Below are 19,595 nucleotides of genomic sequence, written 5' to 3' on the forward strand. Positions count from 1 at the left end.
TGCTTATCCTGAGTTAAACAATCTATTTTTTCCTTCCATTGACTTTACTTTTCAAATTATGACAAACTCACTTCATTCAAATATCCACATTCAACAAGTTTCCGATTTTCAAGAACTCGTTTCAACTTCATTTCAAGGAGGTATAAATGCAATATGTTGGAATAGAAAACTGATTGGTGATTTTTCAGAAATTGTTCAAAAAATAGAACTAAATGAAAATATGGTTGAGATTACTCAAGAAGAACTCCGAGAACTTCAGTTGAGTAAACAAGGTCAGCTGGCGAGAGAAATTTTAATCAATGATTTTAATTTATTGAAAGCACAAGGCGCATCTCCCGTTCTTAATATTATCAATAATTACGAAAGAGATGATTCCTATCCGTTTTTCCCAACCGATGTTTATTCATTTCATGTTGATCGTTCCCCGATTCCATCAGCTACTTTTTTATGCACTTATTTTGGTGAATCAAGTGAGATAATACCGAATTCAGAAGCTACACAAAAAGTGCTCATTCCAGAAATCCGAGCTGAACTCAAAAAGCTACACGGCGGAAAAGAGGACGGTTTTGAAGTGTTTTTAAGTGAATATTTCTTCGATTTACATTATCAAGCGAAACCTGATGGAAATGCGATCAGTTTGGGAATTGGGAATTTGTGGAAATTAGCAATTGATCATCCGCAGAGTAAGGTTTTGCCTTGTCTTCATAGAGCACCGAAGGAGAAAGAAGGGGAGAAGCGGTTGATGATTATTTGTTGATGGTTTTGTTTTTGGTTTTTGGTTTTGTAGAGACGCACGGCCGTGCGTCTCTACAAAACCAAAAACCAAACAAAACGATCATTCCAACAAAACGATCATTCCAACAAAACGATCATTCCAACAAAACGATCATTCCAACAAAACGATCATTCCAACAAAACGATCATTCCAACAAAATAATCATTGCAAACAAAACGATAATTCCATACCAAAAAAATCAAAACCCTTCATAATTCAACATTCATCATTTTGAAAAAAGAATTTCATCAACAGTATTAAATGAAATCGCATGATAATTTGGTCTCGCTTCCTTATAAACTTCTCTTCCCCATTCCAAAGTTTCCTCTGAACTAGCTAAAGTCGTGTACAACGGTTCCAAGTATTTTCTTCTTCCTACTTTGGTTAAGAAAGCTTTCATTTCTGGACGAATTTCTTTGTAGTCGTTTTTGATTCCAAGTACATACCATTCTGACATGATTTCAGAATTCCCGCTGTTTTTGAAATTCAATTGTTTGTCAAGCGCAATCATTTTATCTTTTTCTAATTCTCCATTAAATCCTCTGATAAAAGCCATCCATTCTTGCGTAGTTTTGTCTTTTCTCTTTAAATCTTTTGGTAAATTTTTTCCTTCTTTAATGTCTGAAGCAAGTTGTTCTGCAATCTCGAATTTCTTTGATTCAACCTTTACGATGTTGTCTGGAATTCCAGCTCCATAAATCCATTCTTCTGTATTGAAGCCCATTTCAGATAGTTCTGGAAGGTTTTTGTTTAAGTAATTTACAAAATCTTCTGTCGTTAAAGTTTCAAATTTATGTGCATTAAAATAACCATTGATAAATACATCAAACTTTTCTCTACCTACTTTAGATTCAATTGTCTTTAAGAAAAACGAACCTTTTCCATAAGCAATATCCGTCATTCCGTCATCAGGATTCCTATTGTCTAAGTTTAGTTTCAAATGTGTATCCTTTTGATTTCCTTCTTTATTCATTTCTGAAATGGTATTCTTCAATTCTTGGAGTTCAATAATCGCAAGCATATCAGCCACTTCTTTTCCATAAACTTCTTCCATGATTCTGTTCTCGAAATAAACAGTGAATCCTTCATTCAGCCAAAAGTCGTCCCATGAAGCATTCGTCACTAAATTTCCTGACCAAGAATGTGCTAATTCATGTGCAATTGTACTTACTAAACTTCCGTCTCCAGCAATTAAAGTTGGCGTAACGAAAGTTAATCTCGGATTTTCCATTCCACCAAAAGGGAACGAGTAAGGCAATACCACAACGTCATAAATGTCCCAAAGGTAATCTCCGTAAAGGCCTTCAGCTGCATCAATCATTTTTGGAATGTCCTTAAATTCTTTTTCAGCAGCATCAATCATGTGCGGTTCTGCATAAACTCCACTGTTGTCGCTCAATTTTCTGTATTCTAATTCTCCAACCGTCAATGCTAATAAATAAGAGGGAATTGGTTGTTTCATTTCAAAATGATAAACCCCACTTTCATTTAATTCTGTAGGATTTGTAGCGCTCATCAAAGGCAACATTCCTTCAGGAACTTTTACCGTTGCTGAATAAGTAATTCTATTTTCAGGTGTATCTTGAACCGGAATCCATGATCTTGTCAAAATCGCTTGACCTTGTGTATATAGGAATGGATATTTTCCACTTCCAGTTAGTTCTGGAGCTAACCAACCCAAAGCTTCTGCGCTTGGAGAAGTAGAATAATAGATGTTAACGAATAAGTCACCAATGTCTAAATCAACAATCAGTGGTGAACCTAATAATGAATCGTATTCGCCTATTTCAAATCTTGCATCATATTCATTGTTTTTATCTCCTAAGGTTACTTTTTCAATATTCAAATCTTTTATATCGAAATATACCTTTTTGAATCCTGCATTTTTTACTCTATGTCTAGCAATACCCTCAATGATTTTTTTGTCAACATCCAGCGACAATTCAAGATTAAGATGAAGCGTTTTAACTTCGTCTAATTTACTGTAACTGTGATTTGTGACCGTAACTTCTGATGTCTTAATTTCAACTTCTTTTTGTTCTTTCTTTTGTTCTTGATTACAAGAGAATAAAGCGAGAGCAGCCAATACTGGGAAAATCTTTTTAATCATACTTTTTTGAGTTTACAAAGTGTAAAAATATGATTATTTCTGAGGATATCCTTAATTGTTCCGTCAATCCACTTATTTGCTGTGCTTAATGGCTGACTAAAATTTCTCTTCTTGGTTTATTGTTTTGATAAAGGCTAATGAATTTTGAAGGTTTATACCCAGTAACAGATTTGAAAACGGAGTTAAATTTCTTCTTATTCGAAAATCCGGCTTCATCTGCCAAGGCACTTATTTTATACTTCCTAAATTCCGGGTTTTTCTCAATTTTGTTGATGATACATATAATCATCGCTTTATTCATATAGGCTTCGAAACTTGCTCCTTTATGAGTGTGGGTTAAATTATTGAGATGTGCATCTGTAGTCCCTAGCTTTTTCGCTATTAAAGGCAATGAACGACAATCTTCCGAAAAGGTGTCTTTTTGAGCGTGTTTTTCTAAAAGCTTGAGAATTTTTTGATCTTCTTCTGTTATGTTCTCACTATTTATCAAAACTTCATCATCGTCATTCTCCGTAATTTCATTCTTGTGAGCTTCGAAGTTGTCCATTAAAAGATTGAAACGCTTTACGTCCTTGTTTTTTATGTTTTTGTATTTAATGAAGATTGCAATAACAAGAATCGTTAACCCAATAATAGTTATTAGTATCCAGTTTTTGTCACTTGATGCAGTTTTTGCTTTTGAAACTTTTTCAATAATTCCTCCAACAGATTTATCTTGACTTTCCATGTGTTGGTTGTAGGATTCTAGAAATTTTTCATTGTAAAAGGAATACTTATCAAAATCATCTACTGTCTTGTAGTACTTTGTTAATAAAGGATATACTTCGATCTTAAGATGAGTGAATTGAGAATTCTCCGCAATTTCCTCTGTTTTAGTTAGATAGGAATATGCTGAGTCTAAAATATCCATCATGAGAAAACTTTTCCCTAATCCCAGTAAAACTTGACTTTCTAAGGCAACGTTACTGGCTTGAAGTCCTGATGAATGTTTAATTGCTAATCTGTATTCTTTGATCGCTTTTTCATATTTTTCAAGGCCTATGTATGCAGCACCCTTTAAATTTGAAACGTTGGTTAAATAGAATTGTTTAGTTTCTTTTTTATTGATTTTGTGGAATTCTCTAGCTGCTAATTTGATCTCTTCTAAGGTTGTTGTGAAATTATTTTTATCGAGCTCGTAGCTTGCAGATTCAAGATGAATTGATCCCATAAACTTGTAGCGGTCTTGATCATTTTTTATTTTCTTACCCGCTTTAATTCCTTTTTTAAGATATACTTCTCCGTAATCGAATAAGCCTAAAAGTCTGTATTGTGATGAAAGTAAACCACAAAAACGAGCTTGTTGTTGATGTAATTTCTTTTCTGAGGAAAACTTCTCTCCCTCGATTGCAGTTTGAAGTGCTTTTTCTGTTTCGCCTTTTTGGAGTAAAAGCATAGATTTAAGAAAAATAGATTTTGACTTATTTTCTTTGATCGTTGAAACGTTATTTAATGAATCAATTAAATAAATTGCTTTGTCAACATCTTTCTTTGAAATTTCAGAGTAGATTTTTATATACAAACTGTCAAATTCTGACTGTTGTTTAGCTAAATCCAGCTGAGCATTTATTAAAAATGAAGAGCATAGCGTTAGAATGAATAAAAGTTTTTGTTTCATAAAAATAGTTTGACTTTTCCAATTAAAGTCGGAGTATTGAGTAATACCTTTGTTATATCAATAGTACGTTTTTTCACAAGACCGACTTTAAATCTAGTGATTTTCAAACTATTTATCAAGTGTATTTAAAACTAAATTCTTTTACAAATTTCATGAAAGGACGTTCAAGAAAGTTTTATTCAATATTTTAGATTGACGTCAATAACCAGATGGGAATAACAGCTTTTATTGAAATAAAAGCTTGTTAGCATAGAAGGAAAACTGCATTACTCAAACTAAATTAACGTATTTTGGGTTGAGCTCAATAATTTTAATTATTTTCACGACCCAAATACTAATGAAACAATATGAGTTTAGACACAAGTGTTAAGAGAGAGATGATGGGACACCCGATGGGATTGTTCATTTTATTTTTTACAGAAATGTGGGAACGATTCTCATACTATGGAATGCGAGGTATTCTTACCTTGTATGTAGCCGCTTCGGCTACCGCTGCAGATCCAGGTTTAGGATGGAGCAGTAAAGATGCAATTTGGTTGTATGGATGGTACACAATGTTCGTTTATGTTGCATCAATTCCAGGGGGTTGGATTGCCGATAAATTTCTCGGACAGAAGAAAACAGTATTGTATGGTGGACTTTTGCTTTGTGTTGGACACGGAGTTCTTGCAATTCCTCAAGATTGGGCATTTTTCACAGGACTTGGACTAATTATTTTAGGAGTTGGTGGATTAAAGCCAAACATTTCTACAATGGTTGGTGGTTTATATGAAGATGGCGACATCAGAAGAGACAGTGGATTTACAATTTTCTATATAGGAATTAACATTGGTGCATTCTTAGCAAGTATTTCTGTTGGATTAGTTGCTTATTACTACGGATGGCATTATGGTTTCGGTTTAGCTGGAATTGGAATGTTGTTAGGTCAAGCAGTTTACATCTGGGGACAAAAATACCTTGTAGGAATTGGAGAATTTAGTGGTGGAGACAAAGTGAGCGCTGCTGAAAAAGAAGCTGCAAAACGTCCATTATCTAAAATTGAAAAAGACAGAATTATCGTTCTATTGATTTCATTCTTAATCGTAATTGTTTTTTGGGGAGCTTTCGAGCAAGCTGGAGGATTAATGAACTTGTACACGGATATGAAAATTGATAGAAATATCGGTTTAAGTTGGATGGAAGAAATTCCTGCAGCAGTATTCCAATCATTGAACGCTGGTTACATCATTATATTCGGTACTGCAATTGGTGGATTCTGGGTGTGGTGGAAGAAAAAAGGACGTGAATCTTCATCTCTTTTCAAAATGGCCATTGGTACAATCATTATGGGATTAGGGTATGTATTTATGATGTTCGCATCGAAAGAAGCAAGTTCTGAAACTTTCGGAAAGGCAGCAATGTTCTGGATTTTCCTTGCTTATTTATTCCACACAATTGGTGAACTTTCTACTTCGCCAGTTTCACTTTCTTTCATTACTAAATTAGCGCCGTTAAAATACGCTTCTATTATGATGGGTATTTACTTCGCTGCAACTGGTTTCGGAAATAAGTTAGCTGGAAGTATTGGAGAGTCTTCACAATTAACTCCTTACAGCGCAGAAGTTGTTTATGAAAAAGACCAAATGATTCCATTCATGAAGATGGATACCATGAAGGTTAAAAATGAAGCGAATAAAGTTGTTCAGGTAATTGATTATCCAATCAATGAAGACAAGAACTTTGAGATAAAAAGTTATGTCTATTTGCAAGGTGACCAAATTCAATTTACAGAATTTCAAGGAACTAGAGAATTGAACGCTATTTTTAAGTTGGATGAAGACAGAAAACAAGAATTGAAAGGAATTTTGGCTGAGCACAATGCAACGCAAGAAACGCCTTATCATGCAAGACTTGTTTTTGAAAAAGATTCTGATTTCGCTAAAGAAATTGAAAATAAAGGTGACGGTAAAAACTATGGTGTTTCATTCGTTTTAGAAGAAGAACAAAGCGAACAGGAATACAATACTTTCATGTGGCTTACTATTTTCACAGTTAGTTTTGGTTTGTTGCTGATCTTATTAATTAAGAGATTGAAAAAGTTAACGCACGGTGCGGAAGACAAAGAGGTTGAAGGCCTTGAAGCGGAAGGTTATGAAATAGCAGATACTGAAATAAAAGACTAATTACAAAAAACAATTATGGCAGAAGCAGTTGACAGATCTCAGCATGATGAGTTCTTTAAAAGTAAAGTATTAGGTCACCCAGCAGGGTTGTTCGTTCTTTTCTTTACGGAAATGTGGGAAAGATTCTCTTTCTATGGAATGAGAGTTTTATTGATTAACTTCCTTACAATGGCGGTTATTGGTAGTAATCCAGGTTGGGAATGGTCTGCAGAAAATGCAGGTGCTCTTTTCGGAACTTATGCGGGTTTACTTTACTTAACGCCAATTTTGGGTGGTGTAATTGCCGATAAATTCGTGGGTTATCGCTGGGCAGTTCTGATTGGTTGTGTTATAATGACTCTGGGGCACGCTTCAATGGCTTTGGAAACAGAATTCTCTCTTTACATGGGATTAGCATTGCTAGTTTTAGGAACAGGATTCTTTAAGCCAAATATCACCTCAATTATTTCTGAAATGTACACCTATCTTCCTGAAAAGAAAGATGGTGCTTACACGATTTTCTACATGGGAGTTAACGCTGGTGCATTCTTCGGGATGATGCTTTGTGGTTACCTTGCAGAACGTGTTGGTTGGTCTTGGGGATTCGGATTAGCAGGAGTATTTATGTTATTTGGAACAATCCAGTTCTATTTAGCGAAACCTCTTTTTGGAAAAATTGGTGCTCCACCAGTTCGTCAATCGAAAGAGGAAAAAGCTGCTGAAGTAAAAGATTATAAAGAAAATAAATTTACGATAGTAGATAAAATCTTAATCGTTGTTACAGCAATTATTGGATTACTTTATTTAATCAACGATCCAGTTTCTAAAATTGGTGGTATCAATTTACTACCAGAAGAATTCTTACTTTCAAAAGATACGCTGTCAGGTTCGTTGGTGATTATCATAGGTGGTGTTCTTTTGTTCTTATATTTAATCATAACAAGAATTATCCGTTATGAAAAAATTGTAAGAGATAAAATGATTGCAGTGATCATATTTGCATTCTTTACTGTATTGTTCTTTATTCCATTCGAGCAAGCAGCAACATCAATGGTTATTTTCGCCAGAGATTACACGGATAGGGTGCTTACAGGGAATTCAGCATTGATATTTAATGTAGTAAATACTTTATTGACGGTTATTCCTTTGATGATTATTACTTGGGTTCTTTATTTATTGAATAAAAAATCATTCGCTAAGATTCCAGGAAGTAACATTGTTCTAGCAATTTGTTTTGCCCTTGTTTGGGGAATTGTTGTTTGGATGTTAGTTCAGGATTTCTCAACTAAATCATACGCTGTAACCTACCAAGCTGTGGAAACAGAGCAAATTATCGACGGTAAATCAATAAAAGAATATGTGCCAATCACCGAAGCTCGTCCATTACAAGCTGGCGAAGTAAGTGAAACACAAACGTTAAGTGTTTCGTCAAGCAGTGAATTAACAGTTGGACAACCTGTTGCAGCTCACCTTGAATTAGGGAAATACCAATATTTGGATGCGCAAACACAAGAGCAATTAGCACTTGATTATACTGATAAAGGTCTAGAATCTACTATTGTCTTAGGTGAAGTTTCTGAAATCAAAGAAAACCAAGTTGAAATTACAGTTTCATGGTTTAGTATTTTGAACTCGTTCTTCATTATTGCATTTGCATCTTTCTTCTCGAAATGGTGGGAAAGTAAATACAATCCATCAGCTGCAATGAAATACTCTTTAGGATTGATCTTAGTTGGAGTTGGATTCGCAATTCTAGCTTATGGTTCAAGCTTTATTCCACCAGGAGCAGAAGCAGGAATGGTGCGAGTAAGTATGGTATGGCTGGTCTTGGCGTATCTATTCCACACCATTGGAGAACTCTGTTTATCTCCCGTTGGACTGTCCTACGTGAGTAAATTAGTTCCACCAAGGATGATAGCATTAATGTTTGGTATGTGGTATTTAGCCATTGCTATTGGAAATAAAACTGCAGCTTCTATGGGAGGTATGGTTGAACAAATTCAAGAAGAATATAGCTTGTCTGCTTTCTTCTTAATCTTCACCGCAATTCCAGTTGTAGCAGGAATTCTTATTGCATTATTGAATCCATTATTGAAGAAGTTAATGCACGGAGTAAAATAATCTTTGCAAGAAAACTCCAAATAAGATCAGTATTGATTTATTGAAATAATATTAAAATATAAAATGCCGTTCCATGATTATTATGGAACGGCATTTTTTTTGAATAAGAATTAAGAATCGTTGCGAATTAACTTTTTCAATTTCTAAATTTGTAGGAATATTAGAACAACATTTTTTAAAAAGAGTAAACCATGGAAACAATTGAATTCAACCTCGAAGGAGAATATATAGAATTACTACAACTATTAAAAGCAACTGGAATAGCTCAAACAGGAGGCCATGCAAAGATGATTGTCGATGATGGAGGTGTTGTGAGAGATGGTGAAGTGGAAACGCGTAAACGGGCGAAACTACGTGTTGGCGATGTTATTGAAATCGAAGGAAATCTTAAAATAATTATTAATGTTTAACGTTTTGATTATGTTTGTTTTACTGGAGTAGTTTGCTGCTTTAGTAGAACGGATTACGCCGATTTTCGATTGCTGATTCAAAGTGGTTTTTTTCTTTATTAAATGATAAAATCAACTACTTGTCTGGAGAAGAAAATACAATAATTTCCATTTTTTGAGGATAAATATATACAGAATCATTAGGTGAATTAAAGTGAGTATTCCATACGCCAGCTATATATGCTATTGAAGGATCATACCATTCTGGTGAGGACGCTATGACATCTGAATCTATCACATATTGTTCGATTACTTCATTATTATTTATTACAAAGAATGAGGTAAGCGTGTTCGAAAAAACTAGCTTTTTATTATTCTTAACTGTCAATTTCATGTCTAGCAGAAACTCCTTTTGATCCGACCATTGATGATTAGGAAAGTTTAATTGGCTATAGTTAATGTATATTTTATCAGCCGAATTAGTGCTTAACAGCTCTTTTATCGTTGTTTTTTTATATATGCCTTCAATACTTTCGACTTGTTGGGCAATGTCTTGAGTTATATCTTTGTAAGACTTGTTTTTTGGCGAACAACCAATAAAATGAAATAGAATAACGAATGCAAATAGACCTGTTTTCATAATTCCCTATTTAATAAAATTCATTGTCAACGAACCATCCTAAAAACATCCCTACCGCATTAAGCATTACAAAACCCCTATCGCATTAACAGTTATCTTTTTTTTTCTCTGCGTATCTCTGCCCCTCTGCGAAACTCTGCGGCACCTTACCCATTTAACTCCTACCTCTTCGACCTTTGCATTGGATTTTCATTAATCCTACTTTCTTTAAACATCTTAAATCTTGTCGGTTCAACTTTTCTTGGCCAACTGTTATTGCTGATATCTGTATCTGCTGTTTCTAAAAATGGATCTAAGATAAAGGCACTTACTTCTTTATCGAAATACAATACTTTTGAAACTTGGAAATTGTGTCTTCTCCATATTTCTGCGGGAATTCTGATTACTTCTTCTGAACCATCAATGAATTCAGCTTTGATAATCAATGGCATTACTAATCCTCCGATATTACTGAAATTCAATTCGTAGAAATGCATTCCGCTATTTAATAAATCCTTGTCTTCTTGACTTAATGTTCCTTGCAGCTTTTCGAAATCTTCATTGTCAGCTGATTCTATTGCAAAGGGATCTTGTGTGTTATAATAATCTGCTAATGCTGGTTTTCTTTCTAATCTTGTTTTGTTCGTGTCCGCTTGGTTGCGCTGAGTTCCGATAAATTCTGAACCTCTTTCTGATTCATTTTTTTCGACTTGCTTCTCAATTTGTGGATTCCCAGTATTCATTTGGAACCATTTCACGTCTGTCATTGCAATATCCACATGGTCGGTAGAGTAGAACCAACCTCTCCAAAACCAATCCAAATCAACTCCAGAAGCGTCTTCCATTGTGCGGAAGAAATCTGCTGGTGTTGGGTGTTTGAATGCCCAACGATTCGCATATACTTTAAAGGCATGATCGAATAATTCACGTCCCATTATTGTTTCACGAAGGATATTTAATGCTGTTGCTGGTTTTCCATAAGCGTTGTTTCCAAATTGCCAAATCGATTCAGAATTGGTCATGATTGGAGAAATATATTCTTTGTCTCCGCCCATGTAATCGCTAATCATATAGGCTGGACCTCTTCTTGAAGGATAATTGCGTTCCCATTTCTGCTCTGCAACATATTGTAGAAAAGTATTTAATCCTTCGTCCATCCAAGTCCATTGGCGTTCATCAGAATTAATAATCATCGGGAAAAAGTTATGTCCAACTTCGTGAATAATCACAGACATCATTCCATATTTAGTACGTGGAGGGTAAGTTCCATCTTTTTCTGGTCGGCCATAGTTGAAACAAATCATCGGGTATTCCATTCCAATTGCTGCTGCATGAACAGAAATTGCTACAGGATATGGATAAGCAATTGTGTGATCAGAATAAACTTCTAAAGTATGTGCCACAACTTCTGTGGAATACTTTTCCCAAAGTGGATTACCTTCTTTTGGATAATAGGACATTGCTAAAGTAGTTTTGTCTTCTATTTTCACTGGCATCACATCCCATATAAATTTTCTTGAAGAAGCAAAAGCAAAATCACGCACGTTTTCAGCTTTGAATTTCCAAACCTTCGTTTTCTTAGATTTTGTCTTTTCATTTTCCGTGGCTTCTTCTTGTGTGACGATTATTGTCGGCTTTGAAAAGTCTTTTTTTGCAGCTGCTAAACGTTCTCTTTGCTTGCTTGTCAATACTTGAGATTCATTTTGTAAAACTCCTGTTGCAGCGATAACGTGATCATCTGGAACTTTAATTTCAACATTGTAATCTCCAAATGGCAGAGTGAATTCACCTCGACCTAAAAATTGCTTATTCTGCCATCCTTCTACATCATTGTAAACACACATTCTAGGAAAAAACTTCGCTATAGTATAAAGGTAGTTTTCATCTTCTGGGAAGTATTCATATCCTGCTCGACCACCAATTTTCATTCTGTCGTTAATATTGTACCACCATTTTAAATCAAAACTAATTGACTTTCCTGGCTGTAACGGTTCTTTTAAATCAATGCGCAACATGGTTTTGTTAATGGCGTAATCCATATCTTCTCCATTCGTAGCTTTGATATAATCGATTTTATATCCTCCATCGAATACAAACATTTTACTGTGCACTTTCGCAAGCGTATTGAAATCTTCCATTCTTTCCACTTGAATAAGCTTAGAATCGGAACCTTGGGCGCGCATATTTTGATCCAATTGTAACCACAAATAATCCAATCGATCTGGCGAATTGTTTATATAAGTGATACGCTCTTTTCCATGAATTGTTTGCTTTTCATCATCCAATTCGATCTTGATGTCATAATTCGCTTGTTGTTGGTAATACTCATGTCCTGGAGCTCCAGAAGCGGTTCTGTATACATTTGGTGTCGCTAATTCTTGTTTCAACTGTCGAAACTTATTCATGTTGATGTTTTCTGGATTGTCATGTCCTTGACTCCAGCTATTCAAACATGTAAATGCGAAGATAATTGCGAAAAATATTCTCATAGTTCTATCGTTCTTTTTGATCTTGTGTTCAGAAAAGTAACAAATTGTTTCCCTTCTGGTTTAAATAAAGTAAGCTTGTTTTGTTGTAACGGAAAAAAGTTCATCAATAAATCATATTGAACTTCAATCGTTTTAGGTTTTTCCATTTTACGTGATGTCAAGAAGATCACCACTTGGTCGTTGTCGTTAATTTTTATTCCAACTAAATCCAATTGAAGCGGATTCCCTTTGACCATAATTTGAAATCCTTTTGAAATTTCTTGTTCAATCATCGAGAGATATATCGGTTTACCAACACATTCTTCCAAGCGAGGAATAGAAATCCCTTGATCTGCAAGATAATCTTCCAAATCGTGTCCGGTAACTTCTAATGAGATTTCAAATTGTTCTGTTTTCTCATTGTATTGCATTTCAGCAAATGAGAAATAAAATTCATGCGCACTCAATTGAAATGAGAACGTGAAAATTATCGAGATTAAAAGAAGTCGTAAAGTCATAGGACTGGCGAATTTACCTAAAATTTTTTGAATAATGACGTGTATTTAATGATGAATTATAAATCAGCCAGTGGTCGGACAAGTTGATGAAGGATGAATGTTGGAATGATTCCCGAGATGATAAAGTTAGCGGATTACGGAATAATTATATTTGTTCATCTTTTACTCCTGTTCACGTCTCGTGAACAAGCCAATTTTGTGAACGATAACGTTTTTTAATAATTCGCAATTCGTAATTGACAAATTCGTAATTAATTAAACCTTACATTTGATTAATAAGAACTAAAACAATTCTCCAAAATGAAGTCGATAGCAGTTTTACTCAGCATTTCCGTTTTAATGATTTTTACTAGTTGTAAAAAATGCAACAATGATGATCCTACTGCAAGGGTTGTAAATAATGGAACTTCCGCAGTGAGCTTACAGATTACTTCATCTGTTGGAAATGTAATTTCAATTACAGGATTGGAGAAGGGTTTAATATCTTCTGAAAAAAGTTATTCTACGGGAGTTGCGACTATAAGCGGAACTATTGAAGGAATCCAATTGTCAGAATCCGTTGATATGTCAGAATGTTATGCTTACGATATCACCATTACTAGCGAAAATAAACTCTCAGTTTTTTCACAGGATAAAAATTAAGTATTAAAACAATAATTCTATTTATAGCACTGTCGCATGAATGGTGGCTTGCCGAAGTCCAGCTCATGAAACGCTATAAGTAGATTCCATAATCATATACCTTAATTGATCGTACAAATTTGTCAAACAACTGTCAAAGCGCTTCTCCATTTATCTTTGTAAAATCAAATCAATTCCCGAAAGCGCACTCTGCGTCCCGACAACTTTACGCGACTGCGTTATTCTTCTTCTTCTTCTTCTTCTTCTTCTTCTTTGCGTCCCGACAGCTGTACGGGACTCTGCCCTCCGCGAATCTCCTCGTAATTCTTTCTTCTTTTTCTCTGCGCTACTCTTCCCTTAATCACTCAACATCGTTGTCACATAAATGTCACATAGTTTAGTAAATTCTTAAAAAATGTAAAATAGCAATTCCACTTTGGAAATAAATCCATAATTTAAGCTTACGAACTAAAACAAACAATTATGAGTAAGAGAATTTCAGACAAAATGGAGAAGCTATTGAACAATCAAATGACAATGGAAGCTTATCAATCACAAGTATATTTATCTTATGGTTCTTGGGCAGAAGTTAACGGATACCCAGGAATAGCAACTTTTTTATACGGACACATGCAGGAAGAACGTGAGCACATGTTCAAATTATTAAAATACATCAACGAAAGAGGAGGAGCGACAAAAATTGAAGCAATTAAAGCTGCTCCAGCCAATCCAAAAGATTTAGGAGATTGTTTCCAAAAGATTTTACAACACGAAATTGACAATTCAAAAGAAATTGATAAAATCGTAAATCTTGCATACGAGGAAAAGGATTGGTCTACATTTAGTTTCGGACAATGGTTCGTTCAAGAGCAAATTGAAGAAGAAGCTTTAATTAATGACGTAATCGATAAATATAACTTGGCTGCTGGAGATGGAAAAGGAGGGAACTCTAATCTTTATGACATGGACAAAGATTTGGCAACCGCATCTCAAGAAGGTGATATGCCAAGGGAGGAAAAGATATAAAAGAAAAGATATAAAAAAAAATGCGCATCAGATTAACTGATGCGCAATTTTTTTTTATAAAACGAATGCTTACATTATAGCATCTAATTTACTTTTCAACTGCTCCTTAGGAACTGCTCCAATTGATTTGTCAGCAACTTCACCATTTTTGATAAACAAAACTGTTGGGATGTTACGTACTCCAAATTTAGCTGAAACTCCAGGGTTTGCGTCTACATCAACTTTTCCGATAAGTGCTTTTCCTTCATATTCACCGTGCATTTCATCGATAATTGGCCCGATTAATCTACATGGTCCACACCATTCTGCCCAAAAGTCAATTAAAACTGGTTTGTCTGACTTCATTACTAACTCATCAAAATTCGCATCTGTTATTTCTACTGCCATAGTTGTATTTTTTATTTGTTATTGTTCTTTTGAATATTCAATTTATAAATATAAACCTTCATCCTCGATTTATCAAACTTTTTGCCAACTCTAATTTAAAGACAGATTGGCACAAAATCGATTAAGAAAGCGACATTAACTGTCTATAAGTCCCATTTTACGCAATAAGAAGCTTGCATTCATGTTCTTTGCTACACCGTTACGAATGCAATAATCAAAGGAAATATCATCGCCATTTATTTCTGTGTCAAAGTATTTGTTGACCACACTTGTATAAACATTCGCCAAGTTTGTCAATGACAAATCATGTGTTGCAATAATTCCTCGTGCTTCTAATTGATTTAATTTCTGTAAGAATTTCGCCGAACCTTCTTCTTTGTCTTTTGAATTTGTCCCTTTCAAAATTTCATCTAATATGATAAAAACGTTTTCGCCACGTTCTATTGCATCAACGATAAAGCGCAAACGCAATAATTCAGCATGGAAGTATGAAGTTTCATCTTTCAAATCATCACTTGTTCGCATGCTGGAATATAAATGCATGTCAGGGAAAACGAACTTCTCAGCGAAAACATGAAATCCTGCTCTGGCTAACATTAAATTTACTCCAATGCTTCTTAAGAATGTACTTTTTCCTGCCATGTTGGGCCCTGTAACAATTGCGAATTGTTGAATTGAAGAAAGCGTAAAATCGTTACTCACCAATTTCTGTAAAGGAATTATCGGGTGACCTAATTTAATCAATTCAATTGCCCCATCTTTTTTATCTGTCAATGAAGGAGCAGTTGTGTTTTTCTCAAAATTGTATCTGAAAATGGCTCCACTGATCAAAGCTTCCATTTCATAAACGATTTCTTCCCATCGTTCCACGTGTGATGCATATTGATTGTTCCATTTTTCCATGCTAATCAACAAACGAAAATCCCAAGCGAAGAAGAAGTTCAAGACAATTGCCACAAGAATATTATTTCTGAATTCCGCCTGTTTTACTAATTTAGAAAGTTCAGTTAATCCTTGTTTACCATTGTTTTCAGCTTGGAACAATTCTTTATGATAATCCTTCATTAACTTTGATGAGAAATTTTCTTGTTCCATTCTCATCAATTGATTGCGCATCGCAGCTACTCTAAATCCAACTTTTGAAAGTGATTGATGCAATTGATTTGTGGTTTTTAAAGATTGTCGAATTGGAATAAAAATAATAATAGCAGCAATTGCAAAGTGAATTCCACCGATAAAATCAAAATAATAAGCCGCAAAAGCTACAAAGGCCAATATTGGAGAAACTATTTTCATAATTTTCATCCAAGATTTAACAGGGTATTTTTCTTTCGCTAAATCAGCAATACTTACTTCAGTTGCTTCTTTGTTCAATGTACTTCCGTGAGCCAAATAATCTTGATACCATTCTTTTTTGTCCTTCAATTCATCAGTCGCTTCTGCACTTTCTAATGGTGTTTCAATTCCATTTAAAAGGCGTTTAACCAATGCTTTTTCTCCTTTTTTGGTTACTGTTCTGTTGAATAATTGAAAGAAACTTCCTTTCCCAAAAATATCCATGTCATAACTAAATGGATGTTGCGGATTTATATATTCTTCGCCATCATCAAAGCTTGAAAAATCATGGTGACTTCCCTTGATCTCATTTTCATTGATGCGAATAAGTGCTTTTACGTAATTTAATCGGTCTTTGTTTTCCGCGCTTTTCCTAACGAAAATCAAGAATAAAATAACCGTAGCCACAATTCCTAAAGCAGAATAACCGCCATAAGGATAAGTGAAATAAGCTAAAATTCCGATGGATAAGAATGAAATCAAGCGCACCGCAACCCAGATGCGCGAACGTTTTGTGTATTTTTTTAGCTCAATAGTTAATTCTTCTATTCTCTTTTTATAAAATGCTGTTGAATAATTCTCTTTTGTCATTTCCTTATTAACTCTATTTAATTTCTGCTTTTAAACAGTTATTTTGGTACTAAATTATAAATAAGTTCAAAAGAATAAGTTTTAGCTGCTCCGTGTTTCCAAACAGAGACTAAATCCTAACTTTGCACCCATGAATAAAGGCATTCTGTATATGATACTTTCGGGACTGTGCTACATTATAGTCAATGTCCTGGTCAAAATTCTCGGACAAGGTCCAGATCAAACCATCATATCAGGTTTACAAAAATACCCAATCCCTGAAATAATCCTATTCAGATCCATCATAACATTTTCGATTTGTTTGGCGGTCATCAAAGCCAAAGGAATTCCATTGTTCGGACACAACAAAAAATGGCTGGTCATAAGAGGAGTAACAGGAACCATCGCGCTGACATTATATTTCTACACCTTAAATAATTTACCGATTGCTATAGCAGCGACAATTCAATATTTAAGTCCGATTTTCACGGTATTGCTGGCTATTTTTATTCTGAAAGAAAAAGTAAAACCCATTCAAGGCTTGTTTTTCCTCATCGCATTTCTAGGAATTGTCTTTATCAGTTTCTCTAAATACTTTAGTGAAGACAACTCCATTTCGAACATAAATCCGTGGTGGATTGTAGTTGGAATCTGTTCTGCTGCCTTTGCTGGAATGGCGTACAATGCAATCGCAAAATGTCGATACACCGATGCGCCAATTACAGTTGTCTTCTATTTCCCATTAATCGCGATTCCTATCATGGCAGTCCTCACCGCTTTCGATTATGTTGTTCCACAGGGAAAAGAATGGGGAGTCATTTTGGTGATTGGAGTTTTTACGCATATCGCACAAATTTTTGCTACGAAATCATTGCACGCTGCAAATACTGCTACGGTAACACCATTTAAGTATTTGGGTTCTATTTATGCTTTTGTACTCGGATTGTTTTTGTTTGATGAGGTGATTTCTTTGTACGCTGTTGTAGGGATGTTGTTGATTATTGTTGGGGTTTTGGGGAATACTATTGTGAGAGGGCTGGTTTTGAAGGAGGAGAAGGTTGGGAAGGTGGAGTGATTGTGTAACCTATTTAGCATACTTTAGTTACACATTTTTTGAAATAGGTTACAAGTATTTGTTCTATTATTGCAGCTTTATTCAAATATAATATTAATTTTGTGTAACCTATTTAGTATACTTTAGTTACACATTTTTTGAAATAGGTTACAGAATTTTATCTTTTTAAGATGTTAAGTACAGATGATAAAGTAGAGAGAAAAATAAAGCAACTCAAGCAAGGTGCAATTATTTTCACGGAGGATTTTCAAGACTTGGGAAGTCCTGGAGCTATAAAAATAGCTTTACATCGCTTAACTAAAAAAGGATTAATAAGCGACCTAGCACGCGGTATTTATGCAAAGCCCACATATAGTAAATTATTAAATAAAGATGTACTTCCTTCTCTAGAAGAAATTGCCATGGCTATAGCCAAAAGAGACAAGGCGCGCATATTACCAACGGGCGTTTATGCGCAAAATGTATTGGGCTTATCTACGCAAGTGCCTTTAAAATTAGTTTACTTAACTGATGGTTCACCCAGAAAAATAAATATTGGAAATCGTACGATACAATTTAAGAAAACTACAGCAAAAAACTTATCTTTAAAAGGTGAGATAAGTAAGTTAGTGGTTCAAGCGCTTAAAGAAATAGGTAAAGACAACGCCACGGAATTAGAACTAGAAAAAATAGATAGATTATTACAAAAGGAGAATAAGAAAAATCTTAAACATGACATTGCTTTGGCTCCGCAGTGGATATCGGAAATCATATCAAAATCACTATAATGTCAGAACAAACATTTTATAACCTAAGTACACAAGGAAAACTTCAAGTTTTTAAAGAAGTGTCAGATGAGAAAAATCTGCCCATGTTCGCAATTGAAAAAGATTGGTGGGTTGTGCAAACTTTAGATATTATTTTTCAATTAGACATTGCAGAACATATTTTATTTAAAGGCGGAACGTCACTCAGCAAAGCTTGGCACGTAGTAAATCGATTTTCGGAAGATATAGATTTGGTGCTTAATAAAGAGTTTTTAGGTTTTCCTTCGGGACTCATAAGTAAAACTCAGGTTAAAAAACTAAGAGCACGTTCTTTTGAATTTGTGACAACTACCTTTTACAAAGCATTACAAGAAGGATTTAAAGAGCGAGGTTTTAAAAATGTCACTTTTGATTTTGATAATTTGGGAGATGGTGATCAAGACCCGGTTTCTATTTTGATTTATTATCCGGCAGTTACTGAACATGCTGATTATATATTGCCAAGAGTGAAAGTAGAGTTGGGTAGCCGCTCATTAATAGATCCATTTACCCATTGTAATGTTGTATCATTTGTTGGAGAACAATTTCCAAATCTTCCTTTTGCGGATCTTCCTATAAGTATACCTTGTGTTAATCCGGAGCGAACTTATTTAGAGAAATTATTTCTATTACACGAAGAATTTAAAAAGCCTCAAGAAAAAATACGTGTAGAACGATTGAGTAGACATTTGTATGATATTGCCAAAATCTATAAAAGCGAACATCAACCTAAAGTCTGTAATCAAGAATTAATTGTTTCAATTATAAAACACAGAGAACGTTTTAATGGCATGAGAGGAGTAGATTATGACACCTTGTTTCCGCCAAATCTTAATCCATTACCTCCTATCAATTTCATGAAAGCGTGGGAAGATGATTATAAAACTATGCAAGCGAATATGATTACTGAGGAAAGTCCTAGTTTTGAGGGTTTATTAGAATTAGTTCGCAAAGCAATGCAAGAATATAACGCTTTGAAATTTGAATAAAGAATCAAT

Annotated in this window: 16 protein-coding genes; 9 read left to right on the plus strand and 7 right to left on the minus strand. The window is 34.6% G+C overall.

Annotated features, from left to right (window positions below; genetic code table 11):
* Positions 1-58: 58 nt before the first annotated feature.
* Positions 59-757, plus strand: a complete 699-nt coding sequence (locus tag ERX46_RS14625; RefSeq protein WP_130094608.1) for a hypothetical protein — start codon at positions 59-61, stop codon at positions 755-757.
* A 244-nt stretch (positions 758-1,001) separates the two neighbouring features.
* Here the strand turns inward: ERX46_RS14625 and ERX46_RS14630 are convergent, their stop codons facing one another.
* Both ERX46_RS14630 and ERX46_RS14635 read right to left on the minus strand, forming a co-directional pair.
* Positions 1,002-2,885, minus strand: a complete 1,884-nt coding sequence (locus ERX46_RS14630) for a M1 family metallopeptidase (protein WP_130094609.1) — start codon at positions 2,883-2,885, stop codon at positions 1,002-1,004.
* 85 nt (positions 2,886-2,970) lie between these two features.
* Positions 2,971-4,542, minus strand: coding sequence for an AraC family transcriptional regulator (locus ERX46_RS14635; protein ID WP_130094610.1), 1,572 nt, complete (start codon positions 4,540-4,542; stop codon positions 2,971-2,973).
* A 347-nt stretch (positions 4,543-4,889) separates the two neighbouring features.
* Between ERX46_RS14635 and ERX46_RS14640 the strand changes: the two genes are divergently transcribed.
* From ERX46_RS14640 to ERX46_RS14650, 3 genes are all read left to right on the plus strand, one after another.
* A complete protein-coding gene (locus ERX46_RS14640) occupies positions 4,890-6,704 on the plus strand; it encodes a peptide MFS transporter (protein ID WP_130094611.1) in 1,815 nt (604 codons plus the stop codon).
* A gap of 15 nt (positions 6,705-6,719) precedes the next feature.
* Entirely contained in the window at positions 6,720-8,804 is a 2,085-nt protein-coding gene (locus ERX46_RS14645) for a peptide MFS transporter (protein WP_130094612.1), read from the plus strand.
* A 191-nt stretch (positions 8,805-8,995) separates the two neighbouring features.
* Positions 8,996-9,214 (plus strand): RNA-binding S4 domain-containing protein, encoded by a 219-nt coding sequence (locus ERX46_RS14650; RefSeq protein ID WP_130094613.1) that lies wholly within the window; start codon positions 8,996-8,998, stop codon positions 9,212-9,214.
* 115 nt (positions 9,215-9,329) lie between these two features.
* Here ERX46_RS14650 and ERX46_RS14655 read toward each other — a convergent pair whose 3' ends face one another.
* The 3 genes from ERX46_RS14655 to ERX46_RS14665 all read right to left on the minus strand — a co-directional run bounded on the left by ERX46_RS14655 (position 9,330) and on the right by ERX46_RS14665 (position 12,798).
* Positions 9,330-9,833 carry a hypothetical protein gene (locus ERX46_RS14655; RefSeq protein WP_130094614.1) on the minus strand — a complete coding sequence of 168 codons (504 nt, stop codon included), beginning with the start codon at positions 9,831-9,833 and terminating at the stop codon, positions 9,330-9,332.
* A gap of 161 nt (positions 9,834-9,994) precedes the next feature.
* A complete protein-coding gene (locus tag ERX46_RS14660) occupies positions 9,995-12,301 on the minus strand; it encodes a M1 family metallopeptidase (protein WP_165366245.1) in 2,307 nt (768 codons plus the stop codon).
* Complete coding sequence (locus tag ERX46_RS14665; protein WP_130094615.1) at positions 12,298-12,798, minus strand: DUF6702 family protein; 501 nt, start codon at positions 12,796-12,798, stop codon at positions 12,298-12,300. Before ERX46_RS14665 ends, ERX46_RS14660 begins: the two co-directional genes overlap by 4 nt.
* A gap of 300 nt (positions 12,799-13,098) precedes the next feature.
* Here ERX46_RS14665 and ERX46_RS14670 point away from each other — a divergent pair, with 300 nt between their 5' ends.
* Positions 13,099-13,440, plus strand: coding sequence for a hypothetical protein (locus ERX46_RS14670; protein ID WP_130094616.1), 342 nt, complete (start codon positions 13,099-13,101; stop codon positions 13,438-13,440).
* Between the two features lie 462 nt (positions 13,441-13,902).
* Positions 13,903-14,445: a ferritin gene (locus tag ERX46_RS14675; protein WP_207214183.1), complete on the plus strand. Its 543-nt coding sequence runs from the start codon at positions 13,903-13,905 to the stop codon at positions 14,443-14,445.
* A gap of 69 nt (positions 14,446-14,514) precedes the next feature.
* Here ERX46_RS14675 and trxA read toward each other — a convergent pair whose 3' ends face one another.
* Both trxA and ERX46_RS14685 read right to left on the minus strand, forming a co-directional pair.
* On the minus strand, positions 14,515-14,832 hold the full coding sequence (gene trxA, locus ERX46_RS14680; RefSeq protein WP_130094618.1) for a thioredoxin: 318 nt from the start codon (positions 14,830-14,832) through the stop codon (positions 14,515-14,517).
* A gap of 135 nt (positions 14,833-14,967) precedes the next feature.
* The gene (locus ERX46_RS14685; RefSeq protein ID WP_130094619.1) at positions 14,968-16,758 is read right to left on the minus strand and encodes a MutS-related protein; all 1,791 of its coding nucleotides are present in this window, start codon (positions 16,756-16,758) and stop codon (positions 14,968-14,970) included.
* Positions 16,759-16,888: 130 nt separating this feature from the next.
* Here ERX46_RS14685 and ERX46_RS14690 point away from each other — a divergent pair, with 130 nt between their 5' ends.
* The 3 genes from ERX46_RS14690 (at position 16,889) to ERX46_RS14700 (ending at position 19,586) form a co-directional block, all read left to right on the plus strand.
* Positions 16,889-17,812 carry a DMT family transporter gene (locus tag ERX46_RS14690; protein ID WP_130094620.1) on the plus strand — a complete coding sequence of 308 codons (924 nt, stop codon included), beginning with the start codon at positions 16,889-16,891 and terminating at the stop codon, positions 17,810-17,812.
* 170 nt (positions 17,813-17,982) lie between these two features.
* Positions 17,983-18,579: a DUF6088 family protein gene (locus ERX46_RS14695; protein ID WP_130094621.1), complete on the plus strand. Its 597-nt coding sequence runs from the start codon at positions 17,983-17,985 to the stop codon at positions 18,577-18,579.
* Entirely contained in the window at positions 18,579-19,586 is a 1,008-nt protein-coding gene (locus tag ERX46_RS14700; protein ID WP_207214184.1) for a nucleotidyl transferase AbiEii/AbiGii toxin family protein, read from the plus strand. Before ERX46_RS14695 ends, ERX46_RS14700 begins: the two co-directional genes overlap by 1 nt.
* Positions 19,587-19,595: the final 9 nt, after the last annotated feature.

It is taken from the genome of Brumimicrobium glaciale (assembly GCF_004152935.1).
Classification (GTDB): domain Bacteria; phylum Bacteroidota; class Bacteroidia; order Flavobacteriales_D; family Crocinitomicaceae; genus Brumimicrobium; species Brumimicrobium glaciale.